This window comes from Streptomyces sp. NPDC020807, assembly GCF_040641575.1.
Lineage (GTDB): Bacteria > Actinomycetota > Actinomycetes > Streptomycetales > Streptomycetaceae > Streptomyces.
In genome coordinates this window covers 268,737-282,148 of sequence record NZ_JBFADU010000002.1, presented here as the reverse complement: position 1 = coordinate 282,148, position 13,412 = coordinate 268,737, and the positions used below count along the sequence as shown (strand labels likewise).

General features: G+C 73.6%; 12 protein-coding genes. 9 read left to right on the top strand and 3 right to left on the bottom strand.

Annotated features, from left to right (window positions below; all coding sequences use genetic code 11):
• Positions 1-31 precede the first annotated feature (31 nt).
• Together AB0G79_RS04365 and AB0G79_RS04360 are read left to right on the top strand one after the other, a co-directional pair.
• Positions 32-2,230 carry a protein kinase gene (locus AB0G79_RS04365; protein WP_360799937.1) on the top strand — a complete coding sequence of 733 codons (2,199 nt, stop codon included), beginning with the start codon at positions 32-34 and terminating at the stop codon, positions 2,228-2,230.
• A 24-nt stretch (positions 2,231-2,254) separates the two neighbouring features.
• Positions 2,255-5,116, top strand: a complete 2,862-nt coding sequence (locus tag AB0G79_RS04360) for an ABC transporter substrate-binding protein (protein WP_360799934.1) — start codon at positions 2,255-2,257, stop codon at positions 5,114-5,116.
• Here the strand turns inward: AB0G79_RS04360 and AB0G79_RS04355 are convergent.
• Together AB0G79_RS04355 and AB0G79_RS04350 are read right to left on the bottom strand one after the other, a co-directional pair.
• Entirely contained in the window at positions 5,104-5,568 is a 465-nt protein-coding gene (locus tag AB0G79_RS04355) for a Zn-ribbon domain-containing OB-fold protein (RefSeq protein WP_360799932.1), read from the bottom strand. The genes AB0G79_RS04360 and AB0G79_RS04355 overlap by 13 nt on opposite strands.
• Positions 5,568-6,017, bottom strand: a complete 450-nt coding sequence (locus AB0G79_RS04350) for a DoxX family membrane protein (protein WP_360799929.1) — start codon at positions 6,015-6,017, stop codon at positions 5,568-5,570. The genes AB0G79_RS04355 and AB0G79_RS04350 overlap by 1 nt, the downstream gene beginning before the upstream one ends.
• Positions 6,018-6,171: 154 nt before the next feature.
• Here AB0G79_RS04350 and AB0G79_RS04345 point away from each other — a divergent pair, with 154 nt between their 5' ends.
• From AB0G79_RS04345 to AB0G79_RS04315, 7 genes are all read left to right on the top strand, one after another.
• Positions 6,172-6,528: a PadR family transcriptional regulator gene (locus tag AB0G79_RS04345; RefSeq protein WP_360799926.1), complete on the top strand. Its 357-nt coding sequence runs from the start codon at positions 6,172-6,174 to the stop codon at positions 6,526-6,528.
• Positions 6,525-7,256 carry a hypothetical protein gene (locus AB0G79_RS04340; RefSeq protein ID WP_360799923.1) on the top strand — a complete coding sequence of 244 codons (732 nt, stop codon included), beginning with the start codon at positions 6,525-6,527 and terminating at the stop codon, positions 7,254-7,256. The genes AB0G79_RS04345 and AB0G79_RS04340 overlap by 4 nt, the downstream gene beginning before the upstream one ends.
• Positions 7,257-7,380: 124 nt before the next feature.
• A complete protein-coding gene (locus AB0G79_RS04335) occupies positions 7,381-8,559 on the top strand; it encodes an NAD(P)/FAD-dependent oxidoreductase (RefSeq protein WP_360799920.1) in 1,179 nt (392 codons plus the stop codon).
• 148 nt (positions 8,560-8,707) lie between these two features.
• Positions 8,708-10,930: an acetate--CoA ligase family protein gene (locus AB0G79_RS04330; RefSeq protein ID WP_360799917.1), complete on the top strand. Its 2,223-nt coding sequence runs from the start codon at positions 8,708-8,710 to the stop codon at positions 10,928-10,930.
• A gap of 13 nt (positions 10,931-10,943) precedes the next feature.
• Entirely contained in the window at positions 10,944-11,735 is a 792-nt protein-coding gene (locus AB0G79_RS04325; RefSeq protein ID WP_360799914.1) for an enoyl-CoA hydratase-related protein, read from the top strand.
• Between the two features lie 200 nt (positions 11,736-11,935).
• Positions 11,936-12,145 carry a glycoside hydrolase Chb gene (locus tag AB0G79_RS04320; RefSeq protein ID WP_360799911.1) on the top strand — a complete coding sequence of 70 codons (210 nt, stop codon included), beginning with the start codon at positions 11,936-11,938 and terminating at the stop codon, positions 12,143-12,145.
• 105 nt (positions 12,146-12,250) lie between these two features.
• Positions 12,251-12,841 (top strand): flavin reductase family protein, encoded by a 591-nt coding sequence (locus AB0G79_RS04315; RefSeq protein WP_360800582.1) that lies wholly within the window; start codon positions 12,251-12,253, stop codon positions 12,839-12,841.
• Between the two features lie 21 nt (positions 12,842-12,862).
• Here the strand turns inward: AB0G79_RS04315 and AB0G79_RS04310 are convergent, their stop codons facing one another.
• A complete protein-coding gene (locus tag AB0G79_RS04310) occupies positions 12,863-13,363 on the bottom strand; it encodes a hypothetical protein (protein WP_360799908.1) in 501 nt (166 codons plus the stop codon).
• Positions 13,364-13,412: the final 49 nt, after the last annotated feature.

Genomic DNA, 13,412 nt, shown 5'->3' with positions numbered 1-13,412 from the left:
ACGTGAAACACGCTCAGCTACTGTGTGGCTCATGCAGGGGGACACGCGCGGGGACATACAGGGGGAGCCCGACAGCGGCGCCGGATTCGGCGGGCTCGACGGCAGCGGGGCCATGCCCCTGGAGGCGGGGGATCCGCGGCAGATCGGTGCGTTCCGGCTGCTCGGGGTGCTCGGGTCCGGGGGCATGGGGCGGGTCTACCTCGGGGCCGTACCGGGGACCTTCGCGGCGGTGAAGCGGGTGCTCCCCGTCCTCGCCGAGGACGCCGACTTCCTCAGCCACTTCGGGCACGAGCTCGACAACCTCGCCCGGCTGCCCGCCGGGGCGAACACGAAGCTCCTGGCCAGCGACCGGACCGCCAAACCGCCGTGGTTCGCGACCGAGTTCATTCCCGGCATCACCCTGAACGAGGCGATACGGCTGCACGGCGGCCCGCTGCCCTCCGAGGCCCTGTGGCGCCTGCTGCGGGGCGCCGCCGCAGGGCTCGCGGTCGTGCACGGGGCCGACATGGTGCACCGCGACCTCAAGCCGTCCAACGTGATGCTCACCGAGGGCGGGCTCTCCCTCATCGACTTCGGCGTCGCCCGCGCCGCCGACCAGAGCCGGCTGACCAGGACCGGCATGGTCATCGGGACGCCCGCGTACATGGCGCCCGAGCAGGCCGTCGCCGAGCGCGAACTGACGGGCGCGGCCGACGTGTTCGCGCTCGGGAGCCTGGTCCTCTACGCCGCGAACGGGCGGCCCCCGTTCGGCGACGGCTCCGGGCCCGACCTCCTCTACCGCGTCGTCCACGGCGAGCCCGACTTCGGGCGGCTCCCCGAGGTCGACGACGAGCTCACCTCGGTGCTCCGGCGGTGCTTCGCCAAGGACCCCGCCGACCGGCCGACCGCCGCGGAGCTCGTCGACCTCGCCGACGAGAAGGCGGCGGAGGCCGTCGGGGCCGCCTGGCCCGCCGCCGTCGCCGGGCGGATCGGCGAACGGGCCGCGTTCGCGTCCGAGGCGCCCGGCGCCGAGCACCTGGCGGAGCTGGAGCGGAACGACCCCTCCCAGGCAGCCGACCCGGACGTCGCCACCGCCTCGCTCACGCCCCAGGAGCGCGTGAAGGAGCCCGGGACGGCCTCCCCCGACGTCCTCGCGGTCACGGGCCCCGCCTCCGGACGCCCGGAACGCACCCGGCGCCGGCGGCTCGTCATGCTCGCGCTGCCCGTGGTCGTCACCACCGGCGCGACCCTCACCGTCGCCCTGGGGCCGTACCAGCTGGGCCGCGACAGCGCCGCCGACGGCGTGACGCCTTCGCCCTCCGTCGTCGTCTCGCAGCCGGGCGGTGCGGGGGAACCCTCGGCGCCCAGGTCCACCTCGCCGTCGGGCGGCACGTCGTCGGCGAAGCCGTCCACCTCGGCCTCCGCGTCCACGTCCGGGTCCGCGTCAGCGCCCGCCCCGGGCTCCTCGGGGCCGGTGGTTCCGCCACCGGGTGGCGCGGGTGGCGGCACGAGCACCGGCGGGGGCAGCGGCGGCGGTACGAGTACGGGCGGAGGCGGCGCTGGTTCCGGAGGCAGTACAGGCTCCGGAGGCAGTACGGGTTCCGGAGGCAGTACGGGTTCCGGAGGCAGTACAGGCTCCGGAGGCAGTACGAGTTCGACCGGCGGCACGAGCACCACCGGCGGCACGAGCACCACCGGCGGGTCGGGCTCCACTGGCGGGTCGGGCTCCACCGGCGGGTCGGGCACGACCACCACCCCGCCGCCCGCTCCCCAGCCCTCCCGCACCGCCACCACCCAGCCCGCTCCCCCACCCTCCACCGGCGGCAGCGGTGGCTCGGCGCCCTCGGGGACGTACTCCCTGGAGAACGGGACGAGCGGCAAGTGCCTGGTCGAGTACGACGGCGGCTTCGGGCCCCTCGTCGGCACCCTGGCGTGCGGCGACCCGGGCAGCAACCCCGCGACCACCTACAGCTGGGCCTGGACCTACGAGCCGGGCGCGAACGGCACCTTCCGGCTGGTCAACAAGACGTCCCGGCGCTGCCTCCAGCCCGGCGGCAACACCGCCGTGACCACGGCGGCGTGCAACGGCTCCGGCGCCCAGTCCTGGAAGGTCGCCAGCTCCACCTCGGGCGGGCGGACCCTGAAGAACACGAGCGACGGAAAGTGCCTGTCGGCCGGCGGCTTCGCCGCCACGACGTTCACGTGCGGCTCCGACCCGGGCCAGCTCTGGCGGAACATCTCCCCTCTGTAGGGGCCAGGAAGGAGGCTCGGCCCCATGCAGGGAAAGGTGTTGGACGGACGCTACCGGCTCGTCGAGAAGGTAGGCGCCGGAGGCATGGGCGTGGTCTGGCACGCGGTGGACACCCGGCTCGGGCGGCGCGTCGCGGTGAAGCTGCTCGCCGTGCCCGAGGGCACGCCCGACGAGGACCGGAACCGGCTCCTCGCGCTCTTCCACCGGGAGGCGCGGGCCGCCGCCGTCCTGGACAGCTCGTACATCGTCGCCCTCCACGACCACGGAACGGTGGACGGCAGCTCGGACAGCGACGACGCCGGGGTCCCGTACCTCGTCATGCCCCTGCTCGCCGGGCGCACCCTCGCCGCTCGGCTCCACGAAGAAGGGCCTCTCGCGCCCGGCGAGGTCGCGCGGATCGGCGCCCAGATCTGCCGCGCCCTCGCCACAGCCCACCGGGCCGGGATCGTCCACCGGGACATCAAGCCCGCGAACGTCTTCCTCACGGACGAGAACCTGGTGAAAGTGCTCGACTTCGGGGTCGCGACCTTCATCGACGCCACCCACCGCCTCACCGGCACGGGGGAAGGTCCCAGCGGGACCGTCCTCTACATGGCACCGGAGCGGTTCAAGGGCCGGTCCGTCGAGGACCCGCGCGGTGACCTCTACTCGCTGGGCTGCGTCCTGTACGAACTCCTCGTCGGCCACACACCGTTCGCCTCCGGCTCCCTCGCCGCCGTCATCCACCACCACCTGTACGAGCCGCCGACACCGGTCGAAGCGCTCCGGCCGGGGCTGTCGGCGGAGCTCGCGGGGCTCCTCGGCGAGATGCTCGCGAAGGAGCCGGAGGGGCGGCCGTACGCGGAGGAGGCGGTTGAGCGGCTGGAGGCTGTGGGTCGGCTGGAGGCGGGTCGGCCGGAAGCGGGTCGACTGGACGCGGCGGGTGTGTCTCCGGCGGCCGCACCCGCTTTCCCGGAGGTCGTGGCCGTCGCCGAGAACGCGTCGGCCCCCGGCGCCGACGAACCTTCGGCCGGCACCCCGACGTCGTACCGGATCGCCGAGCCCGAACCCTTACGCGAGCCCGAGCCCGAGCCCGAACCCTTACGCGAGCCCGAGCCCGAGCCCGCGCCGCCGCCCGAACCCGCACCCGCACCCGAACCCGCGCCCGCGCCCGCGCCCAAAGCCAAGCCTGCGCCCGGTCCCGATCCCGACCCCGGCCCCTCCCGGCGTCGTCTTCTCGCCGCGTTCGCCGGGGTGGGGGTCGTCGCCGCCGGAGGCTCCGTCACGTACGGGGTGCTCGGCGGAGGCGGGAAAGGGGTCGGCGACTCCGCCGACCACCCCGCGCCCTTCAGCATCCTCACCGGCTCCGCCGCCTCCTCCGTCGGCCCGGCCGAGGTCCCCACGGGGGCCCGGCGCGGGGGCGAGGTGGTGCTGATCGGGGCCGAACCACCTGAGTCCTTCCGGATCACCCGGATTCCGTACCTGACGGGCGTACGCCACCTGCGCGCCCTCCTGCTTCGTACCCTCACCGGCTACCGGCGCACGCCCGGCGGCCTGCTGCTCGTCGGTGACCTCGCCGCCGATCCGGGGGTGACGCAGGACTCCGGACTGACCTGGACCTTCACGCTGAAGGAGGGCCTGCTGTACGAGGACGGGTCCGCCGTCAAGGCCGAGCACCTCCGGCGCGCCCACACACTCATGGTCGAGGAGGGCAAGAAGCGGAGGGACACGCTCATGGCCGAGCTCGCGGCGGGCGTGCGCACGATCGAGGTGGCGGACGACCGGAAACTCGTCTACCGGCTCGACAAGCCGGACATGGGATTCCCGCACCAGCTCTGCGGGCCGCTGGGAACCCCCGCCCCGGACGGCCCCGCTCCGGCGTCCAAGGCCGTTCCCCGGCGGGCATCGGGGCCGTACCGGATCGAGCGCAGCCCCAAGGTCGACGGGGCCGAACAGCCTCACCTGGTGCGCAACCCGCACTGGAGCGCCGCCACGGACCCGATCCGTACGGCCCTCCCCGACCGGTACCGCTTCGAGTGGCAGGACACAGAAACCCAGCTGACCTGGCGGATGGCATCGGCGCCGGCCGGACCGGCGCTCGTATCGCTGGACCGGCTGGCCCCCGAGGACCCCTCGGCCTCCTCCCCCGCACTGAGGTCCGTGCGGAGCAGCACCGGAGCCGTCCTGCTGTACGCGGTGGACACCAGGGCGGTGCCCGAGGCAGCCGTCCGGCAGGCCATCGCCCTCGCCTTCCCACGGCAGGACCTCGTCGAGGTCGCCCCCTTCGGGATCGTCGCCACGGACCGGCTGCTCCAGCCCGGGATCGTCGGGCACGTGGGAGCGGCGGTGCGGGGCAGCGCGGTGAACGGCGATCCCGCCGCGGCCCGGGCCGCGCTCCAGCGGGCGGGGAAGCTGGGGTACTTCCTCGACGTCGGCTACGACCCGGAGAGCAACTACGAGAAGAGACGGGCGGAGCTGCTCGTCGGCGCGCTGAAGAAGGCGGGGTTCGACGCGAAGGCGGAGCCGAGGAAGGCCACGGAGATCGCCGCGAAGGGGCCGGGGATGGTGTACCAGATCACTCTCGACGCCCCCCTGAAGGATCCGACGATGTTCTTCCGGGGCTACTTCGACACACGGGTGAAGGCACCGTACGGGTACGGGCTCGGGCGCTTCGACGACAAGGCCGCCCACGCGGCGATCGACCGGGCGATGGCCGCGTACGGCGGGCCCGTCGGCGACGGTGCGGCGCGCGGGCGGGCCTGGGCCGCCGTCGACGAGCTCCTCTGCCGTCAGGGCGTGGTGCTGCCCGTGGCGCGTTGGGAGGGCCTGCTGCCCTACAGCACGCGTCTCAAGGGACTCGCGGTGGACGGCTTCGGGGTCTCCCTCGACACGGTCTACGTGAGCTGACCACCCGGGTCCGAGGGGGTCGACGTCGTGAAGACGGGGACGGCGACGTCCCCCTCCGGGCGGAAGCTGACCGTCAGGTCCATGCCGACCCTGAGGTCCGCCTCCGGTACGTCCACGAGCTGCGTCATCATCCGGGGGCCCTCCGCCAGGTCGACGACGGCCGCGACGTACGGCACGCGCTCGCCGAAGGGCGGGAGGTCGTTCCGGTGGACGACGGACCAGGTGTAGAGGGTGGCCCGGCCGCTCGCCTGCCGCCAGTCGACGTCCTCGCTCCAGCAGTGCGGGCAGAACTCGCGGGGGTAGTGGTGGGGGCGGTCGCAGGCCGCGCAGTGGCGCAGGAGGAGGCGGCCTTCGGCGGCGGCGTCCCAGTAGGGGCGGGTGAAGGCGTCGATGTCGGGGGTGGCGGCGGTGGTCGCCGCGCCCCTGGCGTTCGTCTTCGGGGCCGTCGTCATCAGAAGAGTCCGATCGCGGAGTCGAGGGACCAGGTCTGCCAGGACATGGCGAAGAGCGCGACGAACGAGATCAGCGCCATCATCGCGTTCTGTCCCTGCTCGGCCCAGTCGTGGATCATCAGGACGAGGTAGAGGAGGTTGAGGAGGAGACCGCCGACCAGGGCGATCGGCGTGAGGAAGCCGAAGATCAGGCCCAGGGCCAGGGCCAGTTCCGCGTACACGACGACGTACGCCATCAGCTTCGGGCGCGGCGCGACGACCGTCTCGAAACCCTTCTTGACCTGCGGCCACTTGTGCTTGCCCGCGACGTCGGCGGCCCAGGCGATGCCGGTGCCGCGCTCGAACCAGCCCTTCTTGTCCTTGTGACGCCAGCTCTCCAGCCACCACAGGCCGAGGCCGATGCGGAGGACGGCTAGCCATTCGGCGCCGGTGAGCCAGACGGTCTGCATGCGCGTGTCCTCTCGGGCATCCCATCACTTCATATCTGACGGTACGTCAGTTCAGCGCAGGGGAGGCGCCGGGCGCAAGAGGTGCGGACGGCTGCTCTTGCGCGTGCTTGCGCGTGCTTGCGGGAACCATTCATCGGCAGGTACCTTGCGACACATGGTACTGCCCAGTGGATCGCGATCAGGAGTCAGCCAACTCCGCCGTGGAATCCTTCAGTTCTGCGTTCTCGCGCTGCTGCGCGACGGCGAGAGGTACGCCTTCGACCTCGTGCGCGAGCTCTGCGACGCCCACGGGATGGAGACCAGCGAGGGCACCATCTACCCGCTGCTCTCCCGGCTGCGGAAGGAGGGCTGGGTGGACACCGTCTGGCGCGAGTCCGACGCCGGCCCGCCCCGCCGCTACTACACGCTGACCGCCACCGGGCGGGCGGCGCTCGCCGAGTTCTCCACCGAGTGGGGGACCTTCAAGACCACCGTCGACAACCTGCTCAGCAGTGAAGGGAGCCACGGATGACCACCCCGAGGCGAGACCAGCTCGTGGACGAGTACCTGCGCCGCCTGGACAACGCGGCCGTCTTCCTTCCCGCCGAGCGGCGGGCGGAGCTCCGCCAGGAGATCGTCGAGCACATCGACGCGGGCCTCGAGGAGGCCGACGCGAAGCACGCGGCGGCGGTACGGGCCGTGCTCGACCGGCTCGGGCCGCCGGCGGACATCGTGGCGGCGGAGGTGGGCGGACCCCGGTCGACGGGCTCGACGCCGGTGGTGGGGACGGCCGTTCCGGAGCCGGCCACCACGGGGCGGGACGCGGCCGCCGCGCCGGAGCCGCCGACCGCGCCCCTGCCGCCGACGCCTCCCGCGCCGCCCACCCCGCCCGCGCCCCCGGCACCCCCTGTGCCCCCGGCGGCCCCGGCGGCCCCGGCGGCCCCCCGGCTCGGCCGGATCATCGCCTTCGCCGGGGCGGGGGTGGCCGTCCTCACCGCCGGCGCGCTGTTCCTCGGCCTCGCCGTCGCCACGGACTCGGGGTCGACGCCCGCGTACGAAGGCCCCGCCGTCACCGCGACGCCGACGGCCGACGCCCCCACCGAACCCACCGCCCCGCCGGCCCCGACCACCGACGCCCCCACCGAACCCACCGCCCCGCCGACCCCGACCACCGACGCCCCCACCGAGCCCGCCACCCCGCCGGCCCCGACCACCGACGCCCCCACCGAGCCGACCGAGCCCACTCCCCCGTCTCCGTAGGGGCAGACCGGTCTGCGCCCCGGGCTGCACCCCAGTCCGCGGCCCGGGGTGCGTGACCGATTCGCAACCGAACCCCCTCCCCGTCGAGACCCACGGCGTGTACGCGTCATTACGCTCAGCGTTCATGGTCATCACCCCCCATGAGCCGCCCGCGTACCCCGTGCACCCCGTGTACGTCATCGGCGCCGGGCCCGGCGGGCTCGCGGTCGCCGCCGCGTTGCAGGAGCGCGGTGTCCGGGCCGTCGTCCTGGAGAAGTCCGACGCCGTCGGCGCCTCCTGGCGAGGCCACTACGACCGGCTGCGGCTGCACACCACCCGCCGCCTCTCCGGCCTCCCCGGCCTGCGGATCCCCCGCGCCTTCGGGCGCTGGGTGGCCCGCGCGGACGTGGTGCGGTACCTGGAGAAGTACGCGGAGAAGCACGAGCTCGACGTCGTCACGGGCGTCGAGGTCACCCGTATCGAGCCCGACCCGGCCGGCTGGGTCCTGCACGCCACCGGCGGCCGACGCCTCACCGGGCGCGCGGTCGTCGTGGCGACCGGCTTCAACCACACCCCGCGCCTGCCCGAGTGGCCGGGGCTCGACGCGTACACCGACCCCGCGCTCGGCGGCGGGGACCTCGTCCACGCGAGCGCGTACCGGAACCCGGGACCGTACGAGGGGAAGGACGTGCTCGTCGTCGGCGTCGGGAACACCGGGGCCGAGATCGCCGCCGACCTCGCCGACGGCGGGGCGGCGCGGGTGCGGCTCGCGGTGCGGACCGTGCCGCACATCGTGCGCCGCACGACGGCCGGCTGGCCCGCCCAGCGGACGGGCATCCTCGTGCGGCGGCTGCCGGTGTGGCTGGTGGACCGGATGGGCGCGGGGCTCGCGCGGCTCGCGATGCCGGACCTGTCGGCGTACGGGCTTCCGCGACCGGAGAAGGGGCTCGCGACCCGGCAGCGGGAGGGAGCGGTGCCGGTGCAGGACGTGGGCCTGATCGATGCCGTGCGGGCCGGGAAGGTCGAGGTCGTCGCGGCCGTCGAGGGCTTCGAGGGCGGGGAGGTCCTCCTCGCGGACGGCTCCCGGATCGCCCCGGACGCGGTCGTCGCCGCGACCGGCTACCGGCGGGCGCTGGAGCCGTTGCTCGGCCACCTGGAAGGGGTGCTCGACGGGCGGGGGCGGCCGGTGGCGCACGGTGCGCGGTGTCCGCGTTCGGCGCCGGGGCTGTACTTCACGGGGTTCACCAACCCGATCAGCGGGATGTTCCGGGAGCTGGCGATGGACGCGGAGAAGATCGCGCGACGGTTGGCCCGGAGTGGGTGACAGCCCGCGGCCAGACCACAGCATCCAACAACTCCCCCCAACATCTCCACCAACATCCCCTCCGCACAACCATTCCTGACTGGCCGTCAGTTCTGTAACCTGACAGAGCGTCAGGTTAATGGTCATGGGCGGAAGGTGGAGCGGAACGATGCTTGGATCGACTCACGGCACCTTCACCACCGATCTCCGCGCCCGGGTCGTCGCCTGCGGCGAGGCACCCCCGGTCGTGGTGCACGGCGTCACCGCCGCCCCCGGCGACCAGGACGTCAGCGGACGCCCGCTGCACGCCCCCGTCCCCGACCTCGACCGCTTCTTCCGGCCCCAGTCCGTCGCCGTCGTCGGCGCCTCCGACGCCGAGGGCCGCCCGAACACCGGAATCACCCGGCAGCTGCTCGCCTGGGCCGAGCGGGTCGGCGCCCGCCTCGTGCCGGTGCACCCGACCCGCAAGACGGTCTTCGGGATCGACTGCGTACCGAGCGTCGGCGCGCTCACCGAGCCAGTCGACCTGGCGGTGCTCCTCGTCGGCGACCCGCTCCCCGTCATCGAGGAACTCGCCGACACGAAGGTGAAGTTCGCCGTCGCCTTCGCCTCCGGCTTCGCCGAGACCGGGGAGGCCGGCGCCGCCGCGCAGGAGCGGCTCGCCGCCGCCGTGCGCCGCTCCGGGCTCCGGCTCCTCGGCCCGAACACCAACCTCAACGCCTTCGAGCGCTTCCGCGAGGACCTCGAAGGACCGGCGATCGCGCTCATCACCCAGTCCGGCCACCAGGGCAGACCCGTCTTCGCGCTCCAGGAGCTCGGCGTCCGGATCTCGCACTGGGCGCCCGTCGGCAACGAGGCCGACCTGGAGACCGCCGACTTCCTCTCGTACTTCTCGGGGCTTCCCGAGGTCGGGGCCGTCGCCTGCTACGTGGAGGGGCTCAAGGACGGCCGTTCCTTCCTCCTCGCCGCCGACCAGGCCGCCCGGCAGGGCGTACCCGTCGTCGCGGTGAAGGTCGGCAGGACGGAGACCGGGGCCCGTACCGCCGCCTCGCACACCGGGAAGCTGACCGGCGCGGACCAGGTCGTGGACGCGGCGATGCGGCAGTTCGGGGTGATCCGGGTCGACGGGCTCGACCAGCTCCAGGACACCGCCACCCTCCTCGCCCGCGCGCGGCGGCCCGTCGCCGAAGGGGTCGTCGTCTACTCGATCTCGGGCGGTACGGGGGCCCACTTCGCCGACCTGGCGACGGCGGCGGGCCTGAAGCTCCCGTCGCTGTCGCAGGCCAAGCAGGACGAGCTGCACCAGTGGATCCCCGAGTACCTCGGGGTCTCGAACCCCGTCGACAACGGCGGCCACCCGGTGGGCGACTGGCGCGGCCGGAAGATCATCGATGCGATCCTCGCGGACCCGGAGGTCGGGGTCCTCATCTGTCCGATCACCGGCCCCTTCCCCCCGATGAGCGACAAGCTCGCACAGGACCTCGTCGACGCGGCCGAGGCGACGGACAAGCTGGTGTGCGTGGTGTGGGGGTCGCCGGTCGGGACGGAGGAGGCGTACCGGACGACGCTGCTCGGCTCGTCGCGCGTCGCCACCTTCCGCACCTTCGGCAACTGCATCGGGGCCGTGAAGGCCTACCTCGACCACCACCGCTTCACCGCCTCCTACAGCTCGCCGTTCGACGAGGCCCCCCGCACCCCCTCCCCCTCCTTCCGCAAGGCGCAGGCGCTCATGCGGCCCGGACGGCGGCTCAGCGAGCACGCGGCGAAGCAGCTGCTCCGGGCGTACGGGATCAGGGTGCCGCGCGAGCAGCTCGTGACGAGCGCGGCGGCGGCGGTCCGGGCCGCGGGGCTCGTCGGGTACCCGGTCGTCATGAAGGCGTCGGGCGCGCAGCTCGCGCACAAGACGGAGCTCGGGCTCGTGAAGGTCGGGCTGACGTCGGCGAGCCAGGTGCGGGACGCGTACCGGGAGCTCACCGACATCGCGCGGTACGAGTCCATCGACCTGGACGGGATCCTCGTCTGCCAGATGGTCGGGCGGGGCGTGGAGATGGTGGTGGGGGTGACCCGCGACGAACTCTTCGGGCCGACGGTGACGGTGGGGCTCGGCGGCGTCCTGGTGGAGGTCATGGGCGACACGGCCGTACGCGTCCCGCCCTTCGGCGAACGGGAGGCCCGGTCGATGCTCACGGAGCTACGGGGACGGGCGCTGCTCGACGGGGTGCGGGGGGCGCCGGCGGCGGACGTCGACGCCCTGGTGGAGGTCGTACTGCGGGTGCAGCGGATGGCCCTCGAACTGGACGGCGACCTGGCCGAGTTGGACATCAACCCGTTGATGGTGCTGCCGCGCGGGCAGGGAGCGGTGGCCCTGGACGCGCTGGCGGTCTGCCGCTAAGGAGCTGTGAACTGTGTCGGACGTACTCCACTCCGTCGAGAACGGCGTCTCCTGGATCACGCTGAACCGGCCCGAGGCGATGAACGCGGTCACCTGGGACCAGCGGGAACGGATCATCGGGCTGCTCGCGGACGCCTCCGCCGACCCGGACGTCCGGGCGGTCGTCGTGACGGCGACGGGCCGGGGGTTCTGCGCAGGGGCGGACCTGCGGGGTGCGCCTTCCCCCTCGGGTACGGACCGGGTCGTCGGAGACGTCTCCCGGATGATCCGGCTCGGCGCGCAGCGGTTCATCACCGCCGTCATGGACTGCGAGAAGCCGGTCATCGCGGCGGTGAACGGCACGGCGGCCGGCATCGGCGCGCACCTGGCGTTCGCGTGCGACCTGGTGCTCGCGGCGGAGTCGGCGCGGTTCGTGGAGGTGTTCGTAAGGCGGGGACTCGTCCCGGACGGAGGCGGGGCGTACCTCCTGCCCCGGCTGATCGGGCCGCAGCGGGCGAAGGAGTTGATGTTCTTCGGCGACGCGGTGTCGGCGACGGACGCGGAACGGCTCGGCCTGGTGAACCGCGTCGTCCCGGCGGAGGAACTCCCGAAGCTGGCGAGGGAATGGGCGGAACGGCTCGCCCAAGGCCCGACCCGATCGATCGCCCTGACGAAACAGCTGGTCAACACCTCCCTGGACGTGGACCGCACGACCGCCCTCGCGGCGGAGGCGGCGGCCCAGGAACTGAACATGGGGACGCGGGACGCGCAGGAGGGGGTGGCGAGTTTCGTGGAGCGGAGGGAGGCGGGGTACGTGGGGCGGTAGGGCAAGACCACGCCGAAGGTCACCGGCACCGCGCCGCACGACCGCTCGGCACCCTCAAGACACGGGTGTACACGGGTGTACACGCGCTACCAGCCCCAGGACACCAACCCGGTCACGATCTCGCGAACGGGGTCGCGATCGCGTGGGCCACGGCCTCCACGTACACGATTCCGTCGACGCTCCGGGGCAAGCAGCTGTCCGTGGCCGTGATCGCGCGGGAGGCGGGGCACCCGACGCAGACCTCCGTCAGCACGTCCGCCGTGGCCAAGGGCCGCGGCGCGGCCAGGGCGACGTTCGTCCCCACCACCGCCCAGCGCGGCAAGGCGCTCACCGTGAAGGTGACCGCCCGCCGGACCGGGCACTACTCCGGTGTCGCCTGGACGCGGGCGACGGTGGCGGTCGCCAGCTGAGTCCACAAGAAGCCGCGCACCACCGTGGCCGTCATCCCCCGGGCCGAAGCCCTTCCTATCTGACGCACCGTCAGCTTCAATGACGGTGTGATGGGACACGCGGGGATGGCGGCCACCGCCGTCCGACACCTGAGAGCGGCCGGTTCGCCCACGGCCGTCGAACCACTGCCACGGCCGGTACTGCGCGCGGTGCGGGAGGACGAGCGAATGCCCGTCGACCCCGCCGAATTCCGCCGCGTCCTCGGTCACTTCGCGAGCGGGGTCACGATCGTCACGGCCCTCGACGCAGAAGGTCCCGCGGGCTTCGCCTGCCAGTCCTTCGCCTCGCTCTCCCTCGACCCGCCCCTGGTCGCCTTCATGGTGGCCCGTACGTCGACGAGCTGGCCCCGCATCGCGGCGACCGGGACGTTCTGCGTCAACGTGCTCGGCGAGGCGCAGGGGCCGCTCTGCCGGTCCTTCGCCGTCAGCGGCGGCGACAAGTTCGCCGGGGTGGAATGGGGCCCGGCCCCGGGCACCGGCTCGCCGCGGCTCGCCGGGGTGCCCGCCTGGATCGACTGCTCGATCACCACCGTGCACACCGGCGGGGACCACCTGATCGTGGTGGGGCGGGTGGAGGCCCTGGGCGCGGTGGAGGCGGATGCCGAGGCCGGTCCCCTGCTGTTCCACCGGGGGCGGTTCGGGCGGTTCGACGCCTGACGCCCGCGGCGGCGGGGCGCGTCAGTCCTGTACGTACAGGATCGCCGCGCCCGCCGTGAACGCGGCGACGACCGCCACCGTGCCCCAGAGGAGCAGGGCGACGAAGTGGCCCTGCTTGGCCCGGGAGGCGAACAGCGCCGCCACGAAGAGCGCGACCGTGCCCGCCAGCCAGCCCCACAGACCTCCCAGCGGCTGCAGGAGCATCCCGGCGACGGCCGAAAGGCCCAGCTGCCAGCGGCCGGGGCCGCCCCCGTAACGGCGGGCCAGGTCCCCTCCGAGGAGGGCGACCGGCATGACGAGGACGGCGGAGACGGCGAAGGCCAGGAGGACGCCGAGGACCGCCGCGAAGGGCAGGAGCAGCAGCCCCAGGGGTTCGTAGCCCTCGTCGCCCGGCGCGGGCGTCTCGCCGCTCAGCCCCACCGTCATCAGCGCCGCCAGGCCCACCCCGCCCTCCAGGCAGAGCGCCAGCGTCGACACCCGCAGCATCCGGGCGTGCGTGCGCCCCCTTTCAGGACCGCTCACGGCGATCACCCCCTGGGGACATCATGCTCCTCGGCCGTCGAGCATCCGC

Bases quoted from the DNA above. Each gene is read 5' to 3' on its own strand.
- AB0G79_RS04365 (WP_360799937.1), top strand. From the start codon at position 32: ATGCAGGGGGACACGCGCGGGGACATACAGGGGGAGCCCGACAGCGGC.
- AB0G79_RS04360 (WP_360799934.1), top strand. From the start codon at position 2,255: ATGCAGGGAAAGGTGTTGGACGGACGCTACCGGCTCGTCGAGAAGGTA.
- AB0G79_RS04355 (WP_360799932.1), bottom strand. From the start codon at position 5,568: ATGACGACGGCCCCGAAGACGAACGCCAGGGGCGCGGCGACCACCGCC.
- AB0G79_RS04350 (WP_360799929.1), bottom strand. From the start codon at position 6,017: ATGCAGACCGTCTGGCTCACCGGCGCCGAATGGCTAGCCGTCCTCCGC.
- AB0G79_RS04345 (WP_360799926.1), top strand. From the start codon at position 6,172: ATGGTACTGCCCAGTGGATCGCGATCAGGAGTCAGCCAACTCCGCCGT.
- AB0G79_RS04340 (WP_360799923.1), top strand. From the start codon at position 6,525: ATGACCACCCCGAGGCGAGACCAGCTCGTGGACGAGTACCTGCGCCGC.
- AB0G79_RS04335 (WP_360799920.1), top strand. From the start codon at position 7,381: ATGGTCATCACCCCCCATGAGCCGCCCGCGTACCCCGTGCACCCCGTG.
- AB0G79_RS04330 (WP_360799917.1), top strand. From the start codon at position 8,708: ATGCTTGGATCGACTCACGGCACCTTCACCACCGATCTCCGCGCCCGG.
- AB0G79_RS04315 (WP_360800582.1), top strand. From the start codon at position 12,251: ATGGCGGCCACCGCCGTCCGACACCTGAGAGCGGCCGGTTCGCCCACG.